This is a genomic window from Myroides odoratus (genome assembly GCF_965118575.1).
Lineage (GTDB): Bacteria > Bacteroidota > Bacteroidia > Flavobacteriales > Flavobacteriaceae > Flavobacterium > Flavobacterium odoratum_B.
Window position 1 is genome coordinate 1 of sequence record NZ_CBCPHW010000023.1, and the last position, 20,651, is coordinate 20,651.

The following is a 20,651-nucleotide window of genomic DNA, read 5'->3' on the forward strand; positions in this document are numbered from 1 at the left end:
ATTCTTCACTCATAACACATTTCTCATAACCCATAACACATTTCTCATAACTCTTCACACTCCCTCCCTCATCATCCAAAAGATTTGATATCAGACATAAAACTTTTTTTGTTCTAATCAATTTCAAACCATCAACTGTCCCTTATTATTTTGCATTTTTTATTAATTATTCTTCTTTCCTTTACTGAATGAAGGGCTTTTTTTGCTTTTATGTAGAAAAAATACTTTTTATTTTTAGGATATGTTTTTTTTACCAAATAGTATTGCTGATAATATAAAATTAGCTATATGCACAGAATAATTTCGTTTACAAATATTTAACTACCGAATATTATTCATTTAATATGTATTGTTTCCGTATATAATTCTTTTGTAGTACATTTGCACTATAAAATTAAGGAAGGATGGAATATAAGTTAGATGAGATCGATTTGAAAATTCTGCGTATGATGCAAGATAATGCTCGTATCAATAATTCTGAATTGGCTCGTGAGCTTGGAATGGCTCCATCCGCAGTGTTAGAGCGTGTAAAGAAACTAGAGCATAAAGATGCTATTGTGGCTTATCATGCAAGAATTAATCCAAATGCGATTAATCAAAAAATGCTTTCTTTTATTTTTATCAAGGTAGATGAAATTATCGGAGATGAAAATACAGGTAGAGCTTTAGCTGAGATTCCTGAAGTTTTAGAAGTTCACGATATCGCTGGTGATGATGGGTATATCGTAAAAGTAAGAACATCAGATTCTATTGCGCTTGTGCATTTAATGCGTAATTCCTTATCTAAGATTGAAGGAATCATTTCAACAAGAACAATAATAGTATTACAAACAGTAAAAGAAGATAATAAATTAATAATTCCAGATACGTTAGAATAGTTATGAAAGCAGTAGCTACAAATCAGACAAATAATAAATTAGTACTAGGTGCCTATTTAGTAGTGTACTTTGTATGGGGATCTACTTTCTTTTTTATTCATAAAGCACTGAGTGATTTTACACCTTTTGTTTTAGGCTCTTTGCGTTTTTTTGCTGCCAGTATGATTTTGTTGACTTATTGTAAAATGAGAGGTTATAAGCTTTTTAATAAAACAGTAGTTAAGCAAGCATGTATTACTGGATTTCTGTTGTTATTTATTGATATGGGAGCATTAATTTGGGCAGAACAACATGTATCTAGTGGTATTGCCGCTATTATGGCTGCTGCTGCCGCCTTGTGGTTTATTATTTTAGATAAATCCCAATGGAAACAGAATTTTTCGAGTTTACCTATTATATTAGGATTAATATTGGGGTTCACAGGTGTTGTTATGTTATTTGCAGAGCAAATTACAATTGCAGGAGATGAAAGTCAAAGATTGTTGAATATGTTCTGCATGGTTTTATTGATTCTTGGATCGATTGCTTGGACAGTAGGGTCTTTGTATTCTAAATATTCAAAAGCTAAAAATGTAAATCAAGGAGAAGATTTACACGTGATGGTAAAAACATCGTGGCAGATGATTACTGCGGGCGTGTTATTTACAATCGTTGCTTTATTAAATGGAGAATATGCGCAATTCGACGTGTATGAGATTTCTGCATCAGGATGGTTTTCTTTATTGTACCTAATTACGTTTGGATCAATTCTTGCCTTTGGATCTTATATTTGGTTGATTCAAAATAGACCAGTAACTGAAGTTAGTACCTATGCTTATGTAAATCCCGTTGTTGCTGTTGCCTTGAGTTATTTCTTCACAGATGATGTTATTACTAGCCTTCAAATCGGTGGATTAGTAGTAGTCTTGTTGAGTGTTGGCTTGATGAATTGGGACTTATACAAGAATAAAAAATTCTTTAAAGGGTTCTCAAAAAAGCGTTCTATCCATGCACAAGACGAAGAACAACTCCCTATAAGTAATTAATTCTTTTTTTTCATTATTATAAAATTGATTAAAGCTAGCGAAGTGATTCGTTAGCTTTTTTTTAATACTTTAATTTTGAGCTGATTGATTATTAAAAATTATCAATATATGTTTTTTACATATAAAAAATGTTGTACTTTTGCACAGCTTTTAGATCAGCATTGTTTCACTAAAAGTCAAAGTAATATAAATGTAAAACCACTTCTGCCTTTATCTGCTGTATAAAGAAACGCGATAAAACAGAATACAAATTTTTATCAGCAAATGTCTGAAAACACAAAAACACAGGAAGAATTTTTAACTGATTTTAATTGGGATAACTATGAAAATGGTATCGATGCAGTAGATGCAACTCAATTGAAAGAATTTGAAAGCTTAGTAGACAAAACTTTTATTTCTACAAACGACGAGGAAGTAGTTGATGGAATTGTAGTGAGAATCACTGACAGAGATGCGATTGTAGATATCAATGCTAAGTCTGAAGGTGTTATTTCATTAAATGAATTCCGTTACAATCCAAACTTAAAAGTAGGTGACAAAGTTGAAGTATTAATCGACGTAAGAGAAGATAAATACGGACAATTAGTGTTATCTCACAGAAAAGCTCGTACAATCAAAGCATGGGATAGAGTTATCGCTGCTCATGATACAGGAGAAATTGTTAATGGTTTCGTAAAATGCAGAACTAAAGGTGGTATGATCGTTGACGTATTCGGAATCGAAGCATTCTTACCAGGTTCTCAAATCGATGTTAAGCCGATCCGTGATTACGATCAATACGTAAACAAAACAATGGAATTCAAAGTTGTTAAAATTAACCACGAATTCAAAAACGTTGTTGTATCTCACAAAGCGCTTATTGAAGCAGATATCGAAGTTCAGAAAAAAGAAATTATCGGTCAATTACAAAAAGGTCAAGTGTTAGAAGGTGTTGTTAAAAACATTACTTCTTACGGAGTATTCATTGACTTAGGAGGTGTTGACGGATTAATCCATATTACAGATTTATCTTGGTCAAGAATCAACCACCCAAGTGAGGTGTTAGAATTAGATCAAAAATTAAATGTTGTAATTTTAGATTTCGATGACGAGAAAACAAGAATCCAATTAGGTTTAAAACAACTTTACGCTCACCCTTGGGATGCTTTAGATGGTAACTTAAGTGTTGGTGATAAAGTAAAAGGAAAAGTAGTTGTTTTAGCTGATTACGGAGCTTTTATCGAAGTTGCTGAAGGAGTTGAAGGTTTAATCCACGTTTCTGAAATGTCTTGGTCTACACACTTAAGATCAGCGCAAGATTTCGTAAAAGTAGGAGATGAAGTAGAGGCAGTTATCTTAACTCTTGATAGAGAAGAAAGAAAAATGTCTTTAGGAATTAAACAATTATCACAAGATCCTTGGACTGATATTACAACTAAATATCCTGTTGCATCTAAACATACGGGTATCGTTCGTAACTTTACAAACTTTGGTGTATTCGTAGAATTAGAAGAAGGAATTGATGGATTAATTTACATCTCTGACTTATCTTGGACTAAGAAAATTAAACACCCATCTGAATTTGTAAACGTAGGAGATAAATTAGAAGTTGTTGTATTAGAGTTAGACGTTGAAGGACGTAAATTATCTTTAGGACACAAACAAACAACAGCTAATCCTTGGGATAAATACGAAGATGCTTACGCTGTAGGAACAGTTCACAATGGTGAGATTTCTGAGTTAGTTGACAAAGGGGCTACTGTAGTTTTTGAAGAAGATGTAGTTGCTTTCATTCCAACTCGTCACTTAGAAAAAGAAGACGGTAAGAAATTGAAAAAAGGTGATTCAGCTGAGTTCAAAATTATTGAGTTTAATAAAGAATTCAAAAGAGTAGTAGCTTCTCATACTGCAATTTTCCGCGAGGAAGAGGAGAAAAACGTTAAATCTGCTGAAAATTCAGCAAATAATAGCGAAAAAACTACTTTAGGAGATATTGATGCTCTTGCAGAGTTAAAAGAAAGAATGGAAAAAGGAAACTAATCCTTATTTCAATATAAGTAAGCCCCTCATGAAAATGAGGGGCTTTTTTTTGGCTCTATTTTTATTGAGATAGATAAATGCATAAAGTATCTATTTTTTGATTTAGGAAAGTTATATTTGAATCTTAAAATACAATAAAATGATTGAATTAAAACCCTTGTCAAAAGAGGATGTTGTACCTTTTTTTACTTGGTTAAACGAGGAGGAAGTAATAAAATATTCTTTAAGTTCTTTTCAGAACCTCTCTTCCAAAGCGTCGATAGAAATATGGTTTGAAAGTCTGTTTGTAGAACAAAATACGTATACTATTGGGGTGTATTTAAAATCTACGCAACAACTCATAGGCTATGCTGGAATTAGTGGAATCTCTAAGTCAAATAGAAGTGGCGAATACTTCATTTTTATTGGAGATAAGTCACAATGGGGAAAAGGTGTAGGAACTATTACTACACAAAAGATAGTCGCTTACGGATTTGAAACGTTGAACCTAAATCGAATTATGTTGACTGTTTCTCAACCTAATATTGGAGGAGTTAAGGCCTATGAACGTGCAGGTTTTAAAGTTGAAGGTATATTGCGCGAAGCATGTTTGCGCGATGGGGCTTTTCACGATAAAATAGTGATGTCCATTCTTCAATCAGAATATAAATCGATAGGGAAATAAGCTGTATTTGACTTAGGAAAGTTAAAAACGAAAAGTCAAGTAGTACGTGTGTTTTTCTTGTTTTTTTAGAAATGTTGGTTCAAAGTGTTTCTGTTTTCTATATTATTAGATAAATTAATAGCAAATGATTTTGCTTTATTATAAATTGAAAATGAACTTTTATGGGAAGATATACGGATAGAAGTCGATTTTGGGAATTATCCCAAACTTTTGTTTTTTATACTTGGTTTATGTTCAATGGTTACGTATGGTATATTTACACCATTGCTTGTTTTTATAGCAGCTTACCGCGTTGCTTATACCTCTTGGACAATTAAATCACTTGTCGTATTGGCGATACATATTGTCGTTATGGGAGGAATACTTTTCTTTAGTAAGTCTTTGAATTTGGGTGACTTAATATTCATTATGCCATTTTTAATGGTAGGTAGCGCTTATGTTTTTACCGTTTTTATGTCTTTTTTCATTAGAGAATATCTAGAGCGTTTAGATTTAAAAAACTACATGAAATTGGAATTGGATGTTTCTTATAGTTATCGTGTAGTCAAAGACAGTTTGCTGAAATTGGAAGCAAAAGAAAGGGATGAGAAGGATGTGTTTCTGAACATGTTACAAGGTTATCGTGCGAAAATAACGGATGTCCACATGATTAATAATTTAATTGAAATGGAACACTTAACCCGTTTAATTGTTGACAAGGACAAGAATCGCAGTGGGATTTTTTTTCTTAAACATTCGTCTGCTTTAGATAGTATATTGAAACAGTATATTGAGCTTCAAGATTTGCCTATAATTGATTCTGGAGTAGAGCAATTAAAAGCAAAACTTTATCAAGTCATCGGATTGTCAAGGGAAGCATTTGATAGGAAATAATTCAGGCACTGGAAGATAATAAAGCAAAAAGGAGATTCGATCGAATCTCCTTTTTTTATGTAAAAATATTACAAGTGTTATTTTGAAGCATTTTTAGCTGTTAGCTCTGCAATCTTAACAATAACTTCGGTTGCTTTAACCATACTTTCTACGGGAACATATTCGTATTTTCCATGGAAGTTATGTCCACCTGCAAAAATATTTGGACAAGGTAACCCCATATAAGATAATTGAGAACCATCTGTTCCACCGCGAATAGCTTTGATAAGAGGCTTAATACCTAAATCTTTCATCGCTTGTTCTGCTGTGTTAACGATGTGCATCACTGGCTCAACTTTTTGTTTCATGTTGAAGTACTGATCCCCAATTTCGCAGGTTACGATTGGCCCACCAAATTTTTTGCTGTGCTTTTTGTTGAATTTTTTAGCTAGCTTGTCAATGAAAACTTTTCTTTGTTCGTATTTTTTAAGGTTGTGATCGCGAATGATTAATTCAACAACAGATTCTTCAATACTACCACTTACCGTATGTACGTGGAAAAACCCTTCATAACCCGTGGTTTTTTGTGGAACTTCATCTTTTGGTAATTTGTTGATGAATTTGTTTGCTAAAAGAATCGAGTTAACCATTTTTCCTTTCGCATACCCAGGGTGAACACTTTTACCTGCAAAAGTCAATTTCGCATATCCCGCATTGAAGTTTTCGTATTCTAATTCTCCAATTTGACTTCCATCCATGGTATAAGCCCATTCAGCACCGAATTTTTTCACATCGAATAAATGTGCTCCACGGCCAATCTCCTCATCTGGTGTAAAACCAATTCTTATTTTTCCGTGTTTTACTTCAGGATGTTGTACCAAATACTCCATGGCAGAAACAATCTCTGTGATTCCTGCTTTGTCATCTGCGCCTAATAGCGTAGTACCATCTGTCGTAATTAAAGTTTGACCTTTATACTGTAATAAATCCTTGAAGTAAGAAGGCGATAAAATAATGTTTTGCTCTTTGTTTAAAACAATATCTCCACCATCATAGTTTTCTATGATTTGTGGTTTAACATTGGCGCCAGAAAAATCTGGAGAGGTATCAAAGTGAGCAATAAAACCAATAGTAGGTACTTCATGTTCTACATTGCTAGGCAAAGTAGCCATCACATATGCGTTTTCATCTATTGTTACGTCTTCTAGACCAATTTGTTTTAATTCTTCAACTAATTTGTTTGCTAAATCCCATTGTTTTTCTGTACTCGGACAAGTGTTAGAAGAAGAATCAGACTCTGTATCAACAGTTACATAACTGATGAAACGATCAATAATATGTTGCATAGTATTAAATTTTATATCTAACAAAAGTATGAATTTATTAAATGAAAGCCTTATAATGTACAGGCTTTTTCATTGAATAAATGTTGCCGTTTATTTTCAAAATATTAGAATACTATTAGGAGATTGTTTTTTTGAAAGATTGCAATTATCTGAAAAGGGGATTGTTGTATCTTTGATTTTCATTTAAAAACATCGGTACAAATGAAGTGTTTATTTTGTTTATTTACCTTGCTGTTTGTGAATCTGCTTGGTGCTGTCAATCCCATAAGGGAGTATGCAGATAATCCTGCTAATTCAAAATTTAGATATGAAGAAGTGAAGATTAATACAAAAGATGGATATACCTTAAATTCATGGGTTTTGTATCCTGACTCAGCTAAAAAATTGGATAGAACCTTGATTCTAGCCTATGGAGATGCGGGTAATATGTCTTACTGGCTAAGACAAGCGATTGAAGTTGTTAATCAAGGGTATAATGTTGTGCTGTTTGATTATCGCGGATTTGGGGCTAGTGCAGATTTTGAAATGGATGAAAATGTTTTGTATTACGATGAATTTGCAACCGATTTACAAGCCGTTGTAACCTATACAAAAGAAAAATTTACTACAAAAATTGGCGTTTGGGCTTTATCGATGGGAACAATTTCCGCTGTATTGACCAATGATGTTGAATCCTATGATTATTTAATAGCCGATGGATTTGTAGTTAGTCCTAAAACAATTGTGGAGCGATTAGATGGCTTTTTAGAAAAAGAAACCAAATTACCCCAACAGGCCAAAGACTACGATCATGCGCTAACTCGTTTATCTATTCCTGTTTTATTTATCGCGGGTGACCGCGATGGATTGACAACAGCTCATGATAGTAATCGCGTTAAACCCTTAAATCCTAAAAATCAATTAGTCCTATATAAAGGAGGTCATCTCCAAGGATTTCAAGCAATGACAGATACCTATCACGGACAAGGCTATATCGAAGCAATTAATTCGTTTTACCAAAACACATTTGAAAAGTAATAGATAAATAAAATGGAGCACAGGCATTTTCTTTTGTATAAGCCTCATGGGTATATTAGTCAATTCATCTACGAAAAAAAGAGAACCAAAAAAAAGCTAGGCGAATTGTTTGACTTTCCTGAAAGTACGATGGCAATTGGACGATTGGATGAAAATTCTGAAGGGCTGTTACTTCTTACTACAGATGGTATGACGAGTGAACGTGTACGCAGTGAGAAATACGAAAAAGAGTATTATGCACAAGTAGATGGTCAAATTACCGCAGAAGCCATTGAAATATTGAGAAATGGCGTTGAAATTGGAGTGAAGGGAGAAAAGTATTTCACCAAGCCTTGTGAGGTTACTGCATTAGCAGAAGTTCCTCATTGGATTGGGGTGGGAAGGAGAATACGCGATGAAAGACATGGTCCTACGAGTTGGATTCGACTTGTTTTGACTGAAGGCAAATTTAGACAGGTTCGCAAAATGACAGCACATGTTGGATTTCCTACCTTGCGATTGGTACGAGTTCGAGTAGGAGATATTCGATTGGAAGGCTTGCAAGTAGGCGAAGTAAAAGAAGTACACGAATTATAAATTTGAGTTTTATGCATAGTAAAGCAAATGAGAATTACCAATTTCAAAAAATAATAGCAATAGTAGGCGTACTCTTGTTTATTATCAAACTAGTAGCGTGGTATATGACTCGATCTGTAGCAATTTTTACAGATGCTTTGGAAAGTGTAGTGAATGTAATTAGCGGTTTTATCGGATTGTATAGCCTCTATTTATCTGCTCAACCAAGAGATCGAAATCATCCGTATGGTCACGGTAAAGTAGAATTTATTTCTGCAACCATTGAAGGAGGATTGATTATCATGGCAGGAATTGCTATTATTTTTGAAGGTATTCGAAATATCGTTAATCCTCAACCTATCGGTAAATTGGATTATGGGATATTGTTAGTCGCAATTACAGCCGTGGTCAATTATGTTTTAGGTTGGTATGCGGTGAAAAAAGGGAGATTGAATAAATCTTTAGCACTCGTAGCTAGTGGAAAACATCTTCAGTCAGATACCTATTCAACAATCGGCATTATTCTAGGACTTCTCTTACTGTATTTTACCAAGTTAGATTGGTTAGATAGCGCAGTGGCTTTAATTTTTGCTTTAATTATTATTGTTACGGGCTACAAAATTGTTCGTGGTGCTGTTTCGGGAATTATGGATGAAACGGATGAAGCGCTATTAAAAGAAGTAGTCGATTATCTTGAAACTAATCGAAGAGAAAATTGGATTGACTTGCATAATATGAGAATTATAAAATATGGAAGTGTTTTGCATTTTGATTGTCATATGACCGTTCCCTGGTATTTTACCATCGTTGAAGGACATCAAGAAGTTGAATTACTTGAAAAAGAAATAAGTGAACATTTTGGTTCGGAATTGGAGCTATTTGTGCATATGGATGATTGCAAAACTTTTTCTTGCTGTATCTGTAGTAAACAAGATTGTCCCTTTAGAAAAGATCCCTTTGTTAAGCAGGTGAAATGGACGATAGAAAATGTTTCAAAAAACAAACGCCATACGAGTACTACAAGGCAAGAGTAAAACGTTTATTCAATCGATCAAATTGTAAAACGTTATCGGAAAAAAAATGATCAAAGACACCATTGGAAATTAAGTTTTCGATGGTGTTTTGTGTGTAAAAATCTTCTTGAAGCACAATAGCTTCATCTGCAAATTGGAGCGCTAATTCAATATCATGGCTAGAAAAAAGAATTGTTTTATTCTCTTTTTGTGTTAGGTATTGAAGCAATTGATATAATTTAACCTTGTGATTTAAATCCAAATGACTAGAAGGTTCATCTAAAATAATAAGCGGTGTATTTTGAGCAAGTGCTCTTGCAATTAGTACACGCTGTAATTGTCCATCACTTAAACTTAGTAGCGATTGTTGTACGAATGGAGCAATAGAAGTTAGATCAATCGCTTTGTCAATCCAATAATTATCCGCATTGGTAAGGGTTGATTTCCAATTGAGATATGGGGTTCTGCTAATTTGTAAAACTTCTAATACCGTTAAATTGGATTGAGGGATGGCATCCGTTAATACTACACTAAGCTCTTTGGAAAGGGCTTGGGTATCATAAGTTGTAAATTCTTTATTGTTTAGAGAAATACCACCGCTTAAAGGTTTTAAATGACCTGATAATGTTCGTATTAAAGTCGATTTTCCAATCCCGTTAATACCTAATAAAGTAGTTAGTGTATGGGGATTCAATTGAAGGTTTAAATTTTTTTGAATGACATGCGTTTGTTTTCTTCCCCTTTGATAACCAATCGTTAAGTCTTTTGTTTGTAACATGAATCTAGTTTTTAAGCAGCAGGATACAAACTTACTACAATCTTTTTTATTGCAGGAGAATTGTCTTTTAAATGGCATAGATACTTTTTAGATTCACAGGATTATAACATAGAGAACAGTAAATAAGTTTTATATTTGTTGCATAATAAATTTAGATTGTCGAAATAATGAAACCGAACACACAACAACTAACGGAGTTAACTACACAAGTAAGAAGAGATATTCTTAGAATGGTACATGCAGTGAATTCGGGACATCCTGGAGGTTCATTAGGATGTGCTGAATATTTAGTGTCTTTATATCAGTCTATTATGGATAGAAAAGAGTCATTCACTATGGATGGTGAAGACGAAGATATTTTCTTTTTATCTAATGGACATATTTCTCCTGTATTTTATAGTGTATTAGCCCGTAGTGGCTATTTCCCAGTGGCAGAATTAGCTACTTTCAGAAAGTTAAATTCGAGATTGCAAGGGCATCCTTGTACGCATGATAAATTACCAGGTGTACGTATGGCCTCTGGATCTTTAGGACAAGGTTTATCTGTGGGAATCGGCGCTGCTCAAGCGAAGAAATTGAATAACGATGAGCATTTGATTTATGTGCTTTTGGGAGATGGAGAACTTCAAGAAGGTCAAAATTGGGAAGCGATTATGTATGCCTCCGCAAATAAAGTAGATAATTTAATTGCTACTGTTGATTTAAACGGAAAACAAATTGACGGTGCAACAGAAGATGTTTTGAATTTAGGTTCTATTAGAGCAAAATTTGAAGCCTTTGATTGGACGGTAATTGAAATTAAAGAAGGCAATGCGATTGATGCTATTCTGAAAGGATATGAACAAGCTAAGGCGTTGACAAAACAAGGCAAACCAGTTTGTGTCTTATTGCATACAGAAATGGGGAATGGAGCTGATTTTATGATGGGAACACATGCTTGGCATGGAAAAGCACCTAACGATGCACAATTGGAGGAAGCCTTAAAACAAAACCCAGAAACTTCATTTGGAGATTATTAATCTTTTGACTTTAGAATTATCATGAAAAAATATACAAATACAGGAAGTAAAGATACGCGTTCAGGTTTTGGAGCTGGACTTACAGAATTAGGACAAACAAATGAAAATGTAGTAGCCTTGTGTGCGGATTTGATCGGATCATTAAAAATGGACGATTTTAAAAAGAACCACCCAACGCGTTTTTTTCAAGTGGGAATTGCAGAAGCAAATATGATTGGAATTGCTGCGGGTATGACAATTGGAGGGAAAATTCCATTTACAGGAACTTTTGCCAATTTTTCTACTGGTCGTGTGTATGATCAAATTCGTCAATCTGTAGCGTATTCTGAGAAAAATGTAAAAATATGTGCTTCACATGCTGGATTGACACTAGGAGAAGACGGTGCAACGCATCAAATCCTAGAAGATATTGGATTGATGAAGATGTTACCAGGTATGACTGTAATTAATACGTGTGATTACAATCAAACCAAAGCAGCTACCTTGGCTATTGCAGCGTATGAAGGTCCGGTTTATTTGCGTTTTGGACGCCCAGTTGTACCTAATTTTATGCCCGAGAATGAGAAGTTTGAAATTGGTAAAGCCGTGCTTTTACAAGAAGGAAAAGATGTGACGATTCTTGCAACAGGACATTTAGTTTGGGAAGCTTTACTTGCTGCTCAAACGTTAGAAAAAAAAGGAATTTCTGCGGAGGTAATCAATATCCATACAATTAAACCGCTGGATGAAGATGCTATTTTGAGTTCAGTAGCAAAAACAGGCTGTGTAGTTACTGCAGAAGAACACAATTTCTTAGGAGGATTAGGAGAAAGCGTAGCTAGAGTTCTTACTTTAAACAACCCTTTACCACAAGAATTTGTTGCTGTACAAGATACATTTGGTGAATCAGGTACTCCGGATGAATTAATGGAAAAATATGGCTTAAAAGCGACTAATATCGTTGCAAAAGCAGAATTAGTGATCAATAGAAAATTTAAGAGATAATACAACTTATAAATAACAAAAAAAGAGATGCTTCAGCATCTCTTTTTTTATGAAGTATTTTTCCCTCAAAGGCAAAAAAAAACAGGAGCTAATTCTATTGACTCCTGTTTTTCTGTATTTTTTACTGTGACTATTTGTGTTTATATTTTTTTATTTTGTAGGCCAAACCCATTCTCCATCAACTAAAAAGGGTCTACAAGTAGCATCTAAATAGCGCGGTGTACCAGAACATGTTTTTAGCTCAGAAGCATCATAGCTGTAGTGTTTAATCTTACCATTAGCATCCTTATACTGTAGTTCTATTCGGGTAGGAACTCCATCTCCATCATCGTCAACATCCAAGAAGTTAGGTATTGCATCCTTATTGGTGTCTAACTCAAAATAATCGTGAATGGTTAATTCGGTTCCTATTTTCTCCGGTTTTACTTCATATTTAGTAGGAATACCATCTAAATCATGGTCTCTTTCAAAAGTATTAACTAAAGTTAAATCTGCAATATAGGGTTGATATGATTTTAAACTAGAATATCCCGCATTAAATTGACCAATTCCAGAAGGGATAAATGCTATAATTCGTCCAGCAGTCGCTTCATCAAAAGAAACAGTGCCATCTGGATTAATCCCTGAGTCTAAAGCCGTTTTAATAAAACTCAACATTTGACGTTCACCCGTATACATGCGTAAAGGTGCTGCTGTAGTTCCTCTTAACTCTGTAATGGTTTGCGGAAATGAATAAAAACCTCCCGTTGTTGGATGATTTGAAGAGACCACGCGCTCATTTTTTAAAGTATGGTTGATTCGCTTAACAAAAATTGAATCAACAGGCGAACTCTTTTTCCCTTGTCCTTCATTGAGGATCAAATAGTACATTTTGTATTTAACCGTATCTGCAGATCGCGCATATTTGAAAATAGTTTTGGTACGATCATAAGGATCTACCAAGGAGAATGCAGCATAATCGTCATTGTTTACAACAACCGTTTTCAAACGACTATCTTCAAAAATAGGAGGCTGATTTTTATAATCAGGACTCGTAATACTGTCAAAAGTGATAATTCCATTACTTTCAACCATGTAGTTGTTTTTCAAATACTTTTCGATTGAATTAATGTTTTCGGTGTATACTTTATGTGAATCTTTAAGTGGTTCAATAATAGGCCCTGAAGAATCATCGCTCTTATTACAGTTAGATACTGTAAAAGCAATAGTTAAGATCCCTAAAACAGAAAATAGTCTATTCATTATTTTTGAGTTATTTTAGTAGTGCAAGATACAATTTTACTTTATTTTTGTCTTGATTATTGAATAATTTTAATATTTAATTATGCGTATTGATAAGTATTTGTGGTGTGTACGATATTATAAAACTAGAAATATAGCAACGGAAGCTTGTAAAAAAGGACATATTACGGTGAATGGACAAACGGCAAAGCCTTCTCGGGAAGTTTTTTCTACGGATAAAATTACTTTGAGAAGAGATCAAATTGTTTATAGATTGACTGTATTAGATATTCCCCAAAGTAGAGTCGGAGCTAAATTAGTAGATATGTATCGCAAAGATGAAACCCCTGCTGAAGCGTTTGAACATTTGGATTTGTTGCGTCAAACTAAGGAATATTACCGAGCAAAGGGAACGGGAAGGCCTACGAAAAAAGACAGAAGGGAAATAGATGGCTATCTAGATAATGACGAAGATAATGACGAAGAAAACGATATAAAAAATGACTAAAGAGTATTGGGAAAATAGATACCTCAATCAGCAAGTTTCTTGGGATGCTAAATCCATTACGACTCCACTTAGAGCGTATATTGATCAGTTAGCGGATAAAGAGACGAAGATTTTAGTTCCAGGACTTGGCCACGGCTATGAACTTTTATATTTACATAAACAAGGATTTAAAAATAGCCTAGGATTGGATTTTACAGCAGTTGCCTTTGAAGAAACAAGTAAAGTAGAACTTGATTTTCCAAGGGATAAAGTTAGTATAGGTGATTTTTTTCAGCATGAGGGTGAATATGATTTGATTTTGGAGCAAACCTTTTTTTGTTCTATTCCTGTTGAACAAAGAACAGACTATGTGAAAAAAATGCATGGTTTGTTGCGACCAAATGGTAAATTAGTAGGTTTGTTGTTTGATGCTACTTTTGAACTAGCTACTCCGCCTTTTGGAGGAAGTAAAGATGAGTATTTAGCTTTATTTGAACCTTATTTTACGATAGAAGTTATGGATCGAGCATTTAACTCGATCAAACCAAGACAAGACAGAGAATTGTTTATTATATTAAAGAAAAAGATATGACACAAAAAATCATTTTAAATAAAGAGCAGATTGGGTTTAAAACCAAGCGCATCGCCTATCAGATTTACGAAACATTTTCAGAAGAACAAGAAATTGTAATCGCAGGTGTTGCGAATAGTGGTTTTATTTTTGCTCAAAAAATAGCAAAAGTGTTAGCAGAGATATCCACCATTCAAGTAAAACTGTGTGAAGTACAAATCGATAAAGCAAATCCAATTAATCCGATTCACACGTCTTTGAAAGGAGAGGAATACCAGGGAAAGGCAATAGTATTAGTAGATGATGTTTTGAATTCAGGCACAACCTTAATTTACGGTGTAAAACACTTTTTGAATGTACCTATAAAGAAAATGAAAACAGCGGTTCTAATCGATCGAAACCACAAGACCTACCCCATTAAAGCAGATTATAAAGGCTTGTCTCTATCGACTTCTTTATTAGAACATATTCAAGTTGTCTTTACCGAAGAGGATGAATATGCGTATTTAAGCTAAGTAGAAAGCAGAGCGGTAATTTCCTTTACAATTTGATCAATAGGCTTGGTATCTACCGGAATAATGTGTTTAGCTTGGTAATAAAAATAGCTTCGATCAAATAGATGTTTAGCGATATAAGTTTCAAGAGTGTCTTCTGTGTTGGTTTGCAACATAGGACGATGCTCTTTTTCTTTTTCTAATCGCTCAGTTAGCGTTTGTATGGAAGCTTTTAGATAAAAAGATTGAACATCTTTGCGTTGTAATACTTCATGATTATTAGCATAGCATGGCGTACCCCCTCCTAAGCTAATTACAGCTCTTTCTTCTTTGTTTAAGAGCTGATGGAAAATTTGGTGCTCTAATTTTCTAAAAAATAATTCGCCCTTTGTAGCAAAAAGAGTGGAAATACTTTGTTGCTCTTGTTTTTCAATTTCATGGTCTAAATCATAGCAAGGAATATTCAGTTCTTGCGCAAGTTTTTGCGAAATAGTTGATTTTCCAGCTCCCATATAACCTAAAATAATTATTTTTTCCATAAAATAAGAAGTTGTTAAATAGTGAGTTATGTAAAAAACACCTGTTTTGTAGTGATGTTGTTGACAAAAATAAAACAAAAACATGATGTTTTTAAAAAAAAACATTCTATATTTGCACCCGCAATCAGGAATTGATTTTGACTCGATAGCTCAGTTGGTAGAGCACAACACTTTTAATGTTGGGGTCCTGGGTTCGAGCCCCAGTCGGGTCACAAAAATTCTAAAAAATACAATTCTAACGATTGCAAAGACTCGATAGCTCAGTTGGTAGAGCACAACACTTTTAATGTTGGGGTCCTGGGTTCGAGCCCCAGTCGGGTCACAAAAACTTTTATAAAATACATCGCAATTTTACCATTGCAATGACTCGATAGCTCAGTTGGTAGAGCACAACACTTTTAATGTTGGGGTCCTGGGTTCGAGCCCCAGTCGGGTCACTATTTTATAAAAAAAAGACATACAATTTATAATTGATTAGACTCGATAGCTCAGTTGGTAGAGCACAACACTTTTAATGTTGGGGTCCTGGGTTCGAGCCCCAGTCGGGTCACTTCTTTTATAAAAAAATGCGCATACAAGTTACATGAGTAACGACTCGATAGCTCAGTTGGTAGAGCACAACACTTTTAATGTTGGGGTCCTGGGTTCGAGCCCCAGTCGGGTCACAAAAGCTATTCCTAATCGAATGGCTTTTTTTAAATCTAGGAAATAAATTTTTCAAGATATAGATTTAAAAAGAAGTATATTTACCTCGTACGGCCGGGTGGAGGAATTGGTAGACTCGCCATCTTGAGGGGGTGGTGTCGCAAGACGTATGGGTTCGAATCCCATTTCGGTCACTTTTTAAAAACGCAAATAGCTAATAATTAGTCATTTGCGTTTTTTATTTGTCTGAATTATACTGTGTTTGCACGATTAGAGGTAGTGCTATTGAGTTATAAATGTAGGTAAAATGATATAGATGAACCAAGAGTAAAAGTTGGATGCTATTTGAGTGTTAAATAGTTATTACAAGCATGAATCAGTGTATATATAACCTTGTTAGGGTAAATAAATGATGTGCTTTGAGTGTTTGTTAGTCCTTTAGATGTAGGTATTAAAAAAAGGCTTCGTGATAAGATCATGAAGCCTTTTGTCTAAATTTGGATATTATTTATTCTTTCTTTTGTACATTCTTTTTGAACTTAATTCTACCGAAAGAAAAAATGGAGAATTTACTACTTCTTAACTTCAGAAAAAGGGACATCATTAATTGTTAATGAGAGAGGACTTTTTGTTATTTTTAGGATCTTAATTAAGTCAGAATGAAACTCTGTAATTTCTCCAAATTGACAGATTTGATCCTTAACTCGATCGCGATACAATGATACAACATGCCAAGGTTCTGTTGATATAGGTACTAAAATTTCTAGATCGTATTTTTTATACTTTCGATTTAAGGGGTTGGTTATTTCTACCCCATTGCTATCGCAAGTATAAAAAGTATAACTCTGCCATTGGCTTCCACCTATTAGAATGGGAGGTGGACCAGATTGTTCTTGTGCAAATGTTACAAGCGATAATAAAAAAGCGAAACCTAAAAATAATTTTTTCATATTAATATAATTTAAATTGGTTAAGGGTAATTTAAAACATATTAATGATAAGATAAAATAAAACGTTGTTATTAACGTAAGATACAGTTTTTATGTACTAGTATAGCGTCTGTATAAAAATAGCAACATTAAAAAGAAATATGCTTAAAAAACAAATCTACAATTGGATGGTGCACTTCCATGATTTCTTCTTTTGAAAAAGTCGATAGGTCAAACCATTGCAATTCCTTGATGTCATCTTTTGCCTGAATAGTCTTTGTTGTTGTGGTCAGTTCCAAAAGATACAGATGGGTAATGATTTTGTCTTTGTGGTTTCTGTAGCGCGGATCATCGATTTTAGTTGACCCTAGGTATTTAATTTCACCAGGAGTAGCTACGAGGTTCGTTTCTTCAAATAATTCCCTTACAGCGGCGGTTTCATAGCTAGAATCGTCTGCATCAACAAAACCTCCGACAAATCGCCATTTGGGTTCGTATTCTTTTTTACCTAAGAGAAGGGAATAGGTATGGTCTGGGTTTAAACGTAGAATAGCAATATCAACGGTTGGTATTGCATTTGGGTAAACTTTTTCTTGCATTTTTTGTTTGATTTTGTTGTGAATTTAAAACAAAAAAGGCTGAAATTACATTCAGCCTTTGCGTTATTTTAAAAATGAAATTATTTTTTCTAAAGCCATTCCTCTTGAGCCCTTGATTAAAACGGTATGATGCGCCAATAACTGGGCTATATCTTCGTGTTGCGCTAAGAAATCAGCAAGGGTTTCAAAAAAAGTAATTGCTTTTGATGCGGTTGTATCCTTTACTTTTGAAAATTCTTTTCCAATGAAGATTGCCTTTTCAAAGTTAGTTTCTTCTACTTGTTGAATGATGTTTTTGTGTTCTTTCTCACTGTCTTTACCCAATTCAAACATATCACCTAAAATGTAAATTTTAGGTATAGTAGAAGGCAATTGATTAAAGTTGGCAATCGAAAGCTCCATACTTGATGGATTGGCATTGTAAGCATCAAGTAGAAGGGTAAAAGGTTCTTGCTTGATCCATTGGGAACGATTATTGGTAGGGGTATAGCTCGTAATCGCTTGAGCTGCTTCAGGTAGGCTAACACCGAAATATTGACCAATCGCTACTGCCGCTGCTATATTTGTACCATTATAAGAACCCGTTAGATTAGAGGTAATCGATTGGTCCTTGACTTGTAGAGTTGCTACTTCGGTCTGTTTTAAAACTTCGATTTCCAGATCAGGATTTGTGTCTTTAGTGCCAAATGTATAGCGAGAAAAAGTTAGAGTTTTAGCATCTTGTCGAGGGTCATCTAAATTGACAAAAGCTATTTTATGATTATCTTCTAAGTAGTCATATAATTCACTTTTTCCTTTAATAACCCCTTCAAAACTGCCAAATCCTTCTAAATGCGCTTTGCCAAAGTTTGTAATATACCCATAATCGGGTTGAGCAATACGGCATAGAAGAGCGATTTCGTTCAGGTGATTGGCACCCATTTCTACAATTCCAATATCCGTTTCCTCATCAAATTGAAGGAGGGTTAAAGGCACACCAATATGGTTGTTATAATTGCCTTGGGTTGCTTTTACGTTGTATTTCTGACTTAAAACAGCTTTGATTAATTCTTTCGTTGTTGTTTTTCCGTTACTGCCAGTTAAAGCAATTATAGGCAAACCCAGTTGTTGTCTGTGGTAATTGGCCAAACTTTGTAAAGCTTGTAAGGCATTGGGAACCAGTATCGTTTTTTCTTTGTCCGTCACAAGTTTGGGGTTGTCCATAACCACATACAAGGCTCCTTTGTCCAAGGCTTCTTGAGCCAGTTCATTGGCGTCAAAATTATCGCCTTTTAACGCAAAGAAAAGACTGTTAGGGGTAATGTTTCTTGTATCTATTGATAAGCCATCAGCTTGTAAAAAACAGCTATATAATTCTTGTATGTTCATCTTTCAAAAATAAAAAAAAGTCCTAATCAAAATTAGGACTTTTTAAAGAAATATAGGGTTATATTATATTAGTTTTTCGTTTTGCGAATCACTTGTTTTGTACCTACTTTTGTCATTGCTAAACGGAAACCGATATAGTCAGTCGCTTGATCTTCTGGATAGAATCTTCTTGTAGCCGGATCTAACCAATACGCTCTGTCTTTCCATGAACCACCTTTTATTACACGACTTTTGTCATTGTAGATATTTGTGATTTGATTTCCTTTTTTGTTTGTCATAGACACTTCAACTAATTCATCTGTTTCAGATTGATCTGAAATTTGATTTGAATCTGCATCATAGGATAGTTGAGCCACTTGTCCAGGTAAATTACGAACTCTTAAACGGCCATTCGATAAGGTATCGAATTTTATCGATTGATCTGTTACGATTTGTGGTCTTCCGTCAGGGCCAATTTGATTTTTATAATAAATATTGCCTTTGAAAAAGTTAAAATCTGTATCAATTTGATCAATTTGAGGATCATAAACATCCGCTACCCATTCTGCTACGTTACCAGCCATATCATATAAACCAAAATCGTTTGGTGCGTATGATTTTACAGCATTTGTAATATCAGCATTATCTGTAGCCCAGCCTGCAATTCCTCCATAATCACCGCGTCCTTGTTTGAAGTTCGCGTATTGAGATTTTAAAGTGCTATTACGTCCTTTTCCTTGTTTTTTTGTTGGATTTTCCCAAGGATATGTTTTTCTTCCTTGGTAATTATTATATTCTCTAGTACCTGCCATTCCAATTGCAGCATATTCCCATTCTGCCTCAGTAGGTAGACGGTATTCTGCAGTGAAAAGACCATAGTTCATTGTTGCATAGAGGTTTTTTTCACCCTCTTTTGCTTTATTTTTTACTCCGCGATATACGATATCAGTATTTCCACCATATACAGCTTCAGGGTTAGCTAAATAAGCTTCCGTACTAAAGTGTGCATCTGCATAAGCTTCAATAATCTTAGCATCTTTCTTAAGGTAGCCAGCTCTTTCAAGAGTTAATTCATTCACTCTGTCCGTTCTCCATTTAGCAAAATCATTGGCTTGAAGCCAAGTTACTCCAACTACAGGATAATTAGCATAGGCAGGGTGTCTCAAATAACTAGAAATTAATGTTTCATTAAATCCTGAGCCACTTCTCCAAACAGTTGTATCTGGTAATGCACTTTTGTAGATTTCTGCATAAACTTGATTTGTAGGAGGAAAAACACTTTTTAACCAATACAAGTATTCATTATATGCAATGTTAGTTGTTTCTGTTTCATCTAGATAAAACGATTGCACATATTGTTGCTTAGGATTGTTATTCCAATCAGCCATGATGTCATCTTGTACTCTTCCCATTGTAAAAGCACCCCCTTCAATGGATACCATACCCTTAGGATTTTGCTGTTCAAAATTTGTGTTGTACTGAAAGCCTCCTTTTTTATCATTTATTTTCCAACCAGTAGCAGAAGAAACTCCATTGTTTGTGTTGCTGCAACTCGTTAAACCAACTGTAGCTAGTAGGCCAGCAAGCAGTTGTAAAGTCATAAGTCTATTAATCTTCATGTTAAAAACGGGTAAATAATTTGACGCAATATAAGAATTAACGATTAATT

At 34.4% G+C, this 20,651-nt stretch carries 21 protein-coding genes and 6 tRNA genes; 19 read left to right on the plus strand and 8 right to left on the minus strand.

The genetic code is table 11. The annotated features are described in order from the left end of the window. The first annotated feature begins 404 nt into the window (after positions 1 to 404). From ACMHJ2_RS15640 to ACMHJ2_RS15660, 5 genes are all read left to right on the plus strand, one after another. Entirely contained in the window at positions 405 to 878 is a 474-nt protein-coding gene (locus ACMHJ2_RS15640; protein WP_413513804.1) for an Lrp/AsnC family transcriptional regulator, read from the plus strand. A 2-nt stretch (positions 879 to 880) separates the two neighbouring features. Further along, complete coding sequence (locus tag ACMHJ2_RS15645; RefSeq protein ID WP_413513805.1) at positions 881 to 1,903, plus strand: EamA family transporter; 1,023 nt, start codon at positions 881 to 883, stop codon at positions 1,901 to 1,903. A 264-nt stretch (positions 1,904 to 2,167) separates the two neighbouring features. Then, on the plus strand, positions 2,168 to 3,922 hold the full coding sequence (rpsA, locus tag ACMHJ2_RS15650) for a 30S ribosomal protein S1 (protein WP_413513806.1): 1,755 nt from the start codon (positions 2,168 to 2,170) through the stop codon (positions 3,920 to 3,922). A 139-nt stretch (positions 3,923 to 4,061) separates the two neighbouring features. Beyond that, positions 4,062 to 4,586, plus strand: a complete 525-nt coding sequence (locus tag ACMHJ2_RS15655) for a GNAT family N-acetyltransferase (protein ID WP_413513807.1) — start codon at positions 4,062 to 4,064, stop codon at positions 4,584 to 4,586. Between the two features lie 210 nt (positions 4,587 to 4,796). Then, positions 4,797 to 5,459 (plus strand): hypothetical protein, encoded by a 663-nt coding sequence (locus ACMHJ2_RS15660; RefSeq protein ID WP_413513808.1) that lies wholly within the window; start codon positions 4,797 to 4,799, stop codon positions 5,457 to 5,459. Between the two features lie 77 nt (positions 5,460 to 5,536). Here ACMHJ2_RS15660 and pepT read toward each other — a convergent pair whose 3' ends face one another. Continuing rightward, complete coding sequence (gene pepT / locus ACMHJ2_RS15665) at positions 5,537 to 6,784, minus strand: peptidase T (protein ID WP_413513809.1); 1,248 nt, start codon at positions 6,782 to 6,784, stop codon at positions 5,537 to 5,539. A gap of 201 nt (positions 6,785 to 6,985) precedes the next feature. Here pepT and ACMHJ2_RS15670 point away from each other — a divergent pair, with 201 nt between their 5' ends. The 3 genes from ACMHJ2_RS15670 to ACMHJ2_RS15680 are packed head-to-tail and all read left to right on the plus strand — an operon-like array spanning position 6,986 to position 9,390. Then, positions 6,986 to 7,801 (plus strand): alpha/beta hydrolase family protein, encoded by an 816-nt coding sequence (locus tag ACMHJ2_RS15670; protein ID WP_413513810.1) that lies wholly within the window; start codon positions 6,986 to 6,988, stop codon positions 7,799 to 7,801. Positions 7,802 to 7,813: 12 nt separating this feature from the next. After that, positions 7,814 to 8,377 carry a pseudouridine synthase gene (locus ACMHJ2_RS15675; RefSeq protein WP_413513811.1) on the plus strand — a complete coding sequence of 188 codons (564 nt, stop codon included), beginning with the start codon at positions 7,814 to 7,816 and terminating at the stop codon, positions 8,375 to 8,377. 11 nt (positions 8,378 to 8,388) lie between these two features. Then, complete coding sequence (locus ACMHJ2_RS15680) at positions 8,389 to 9,390, plus strand: cation diffusion facilitator family transporter (RefSeq protein WP_413513812.1); 1,002 nt, start codon at positions 8,389 to 8,391, stop codon at positions 9,388 to 9,390. On the opposite strand, the gene ACMHJ2_RS15685 is transcribed toward ACMHJ2_RS15680, so the two are convergent. Next, positions 9,374 to 10,147, minus strand: a complete 774-nt coding sequence (locus ACMHJ2_RS15685; RefSeq protein ID WP_413513813.1) for an ABC transporter ATP-binding protein — start codon at positions 10,145 to 10,147, stop codon at positions 9,374 to 9,376. The two genes, ACMHJ2_RS15680 and ACMHJ2_RS15685, sit on opposite strands and share 17 nt — an antisense overlap. A 167-nt stretch (positions 10,148 to 10,314) precedes the next feature. Here ACMHJ2_RS15685 and ACMHJ2_RS15690 point away from each other — a divergent pair, with 167 nt between their 5' ends. Continuing rightward, positions 10,315 to 11,166, plus strand: coding sequence for a transketolase (locus ACMHJ2_RS15690; RefSeq protein ID WP_413513814.1), 852 nt, complete (start codon positions 10,315 to 10,317; stop codon positions 11,164 to 11,166). Positions 11,167 to 11,187: 21 nt separating this feature from the next. After that, positions 11,188 to 12,150: a transketolase family protein gene (locus tag ACMHJ2_RS15695; RefSeq protein WP_413513815.1), complete on the plus strand. Its 963-nt coding sequence runs from the start codon at positions 11,188 to 11,190 to the stop codon at positions 12,148 to 12,150. Between the two features lie 150 nt (positions 12,151 to 12,300). On the opposite strand, the gene ACMHJ2_RS15700 is transcribed toward ACMHJ2_RS15695, so the two are convergent. Next, positions 12,301 to 13,392 (minus strand): hypothetical protein, encoded by a 1,092-nt coding sequence (locus tag ACMHJ2_RS15700; protein ID WP_413513816.1) that lies wholly within the window; start codon positions 13,390 to 13,392, stop codon positions 12,301 to 12,303. A gap of 82 nt (positions 13,393 to 13,474) precedes the next feature. Here ACMHJ2_RS15700 and ACMHJ2_RS15705 point away from each other — a divergent pair, with 82 nt between their 5' ends. The 3 genes from ACMHJ2_RS15705 to ACMHJ2_RS15715 are packed head-to-tail and all read left to right on the plus strand — an operon-like array spanning position 13,475 to position 14,944. Continuing rightward, on the plus strand, positions 13,475 to 13,879 hold the full coding sequence (locus ACMHJ2_RS15705) for an RNA-binding S4 domain-containing protein (protein ID WP_413513817.1): 405 nt from the start codon (positions 13,475 to 13,477) through the stop codon (positions 13,877 to 13,879). After that, complete coding sequence (locus ACMHJ2_RS15710) at positions 13,872 to 14,450, plus strand: methyltransferase domain-containing protein (protein ID WP_413513818.1); 579 nt, start codon at positions 13,872 to 13,874, stop codon at positions 14,448 to 14,450. Before ACMHJ2_RS15705 ends, ACMHJ2_RS15710 begins: the two co-directional genes overlap by 8 nt. Then, positions 14,447 to 14,944, plus strand: coding sequence for a phosphoribosyltransferase domain-containing protein (locus ACMHJ2_RS15715; protein WP_413513819.1), 498 nt, complete (start codon positions 14,447 to 14,449; stop codon positions 14,942 to 14,944). The genes ACMHJ2_RS15710 and ACMHJ2_RS15715 overlap by 4 nt, the downstream gene beginning before the upstream one ends. Here the strand turns inward: ACMHJ2_RS15715 and ACMHJ2_RS15720 are convergent. Further along, entirely contained in the window at positions 14,941 to 15,462 is a 522-nt protein-coding gene (locus tag ACMHJ2_RS15720) for a shikimate kinase (RefSeq protein ID WP_413513820.1), read from the minus strand. The two genes, ACMHJ2_RS15715 and ACMHJ2_RS15720, sit on opposite strands and share 4 nt — an antisense overlap. Before the next feature lie 139 nt (positions 15,463 to 15,601). On the opposite strand from ACMHJ2_RS15720, the gene ACMHJ2_RS15725 reads away from it, so the two are divergent. The 6 genes from ACMHJ2_RS15725 to ACMHJ2_RS15750 all read left to right on the plus strand — a co-directional run bounded on the left by ACMHJ2_RS15725 (position 15,602) and on the right by ACMHJ2_RS15750 (position 16,301). After that, positions 15,602 to 15,674 (plus strand) — tRNA-Lys (locus ACMHJ2_RS15725). A 37-nt stretch (positions 15,675 to 15,711) separates the two neighbouring features. Beyond that, a tRNA-Lys gene (locus ACMHJ2_RS15730) sits at positions 15,712 to 15,784 on the plus strand. Positions 15,785 to 15,826: 42 nt separating this feature from the next. Then, positions 15,827 to 15,899, plus strand: a tRNA-Lys gene (locus tag ACMHJ2_RS15735). 40 nt (positions 15,900 to 15,939) lie between these two features. After that, positions 15,940 to 16,012, plus strand: a tRNA-Lys gene (locus ACMHJ2_RS15740). A 42-nt stretch (positions 16,013 to 16,054) separates the two neighbouring features. After that, a tRNA-Lys gene (locus tag ACMHJ2_RS15745) sits at positions 16,055 to 16,127 on the plus strand. A 92-nt stretch (positions 16,128 to 16,219) separates the two neighbouring features. Next, positions 16,220 to 16,301 (plus strand) — tRNA-Leu (locus tag ACMHJ2_RS15750). A gap of 378 nt (positions 16,302 to 16,679) precedes the next feature. Here ACMHJ2_RS15750 and ACMHJ2_RS15755 read toward each other — a convergent pair. The 4 genes from ACMHJ2_RS15755 to gldJ form a co-directional block, all read right to left on the minus strand. After that, the gene (locus tag ACMHJ2_RS15755) at positions 16,680 to 17,057 is read right to left on the minus strand and encodes a hypothetical protein (RefSeq protein WP_413513821.1); all 378 of its coding nucleotides are present in this window, start codon (positions 17,055 to 17,057) and stop codon (positions 16,680 to 16,682) included. A 128-nt stretch (positions 17,058 to 17,185) separates the two neighbouring features. Then, on the minus strand, positions 17,186 to 17,635 hold the full coding sequence (locus ACMHJ2_RS15760) for an NUDIX hydrolase (protein WP_413513822.1): 450 nt from the start codon (positions 17,633 to 17,635) through the stop codon (positions 17,186 to 17,188). Positions 17,636 to 17,698: 63 nt separating this feature from the next. Next, positions 17,699 to 19,003, minus strand: coding sequence for a UDP-N-acetylmuramoyl-tripeptide--D-alanyl-D-alanine ligase (locus ACMHJ2_RS15765; protein WP_413513823.1), 1,305 nt, complete (start codon positions 19,001 to 19,003; stop codon positions 17,699 to 17,701). A gap of 68 nt (positions 19,004 to 19,071) precedes the next feature. Further along, positions 19,072 to 20,601, minus strand: a complete 1,530-nt coding sequence (gene gldJ / locus ACMHJ2_RS15770; protein ID WP_413513824.1) for a gliding motility lipoprotein GldJ — start codon at positions 20,599 to 20,601, stop codon at positions 19,072 to 19,074. Positions 20,602 to 20,651 lie beyond the last annotated feature (50 nt).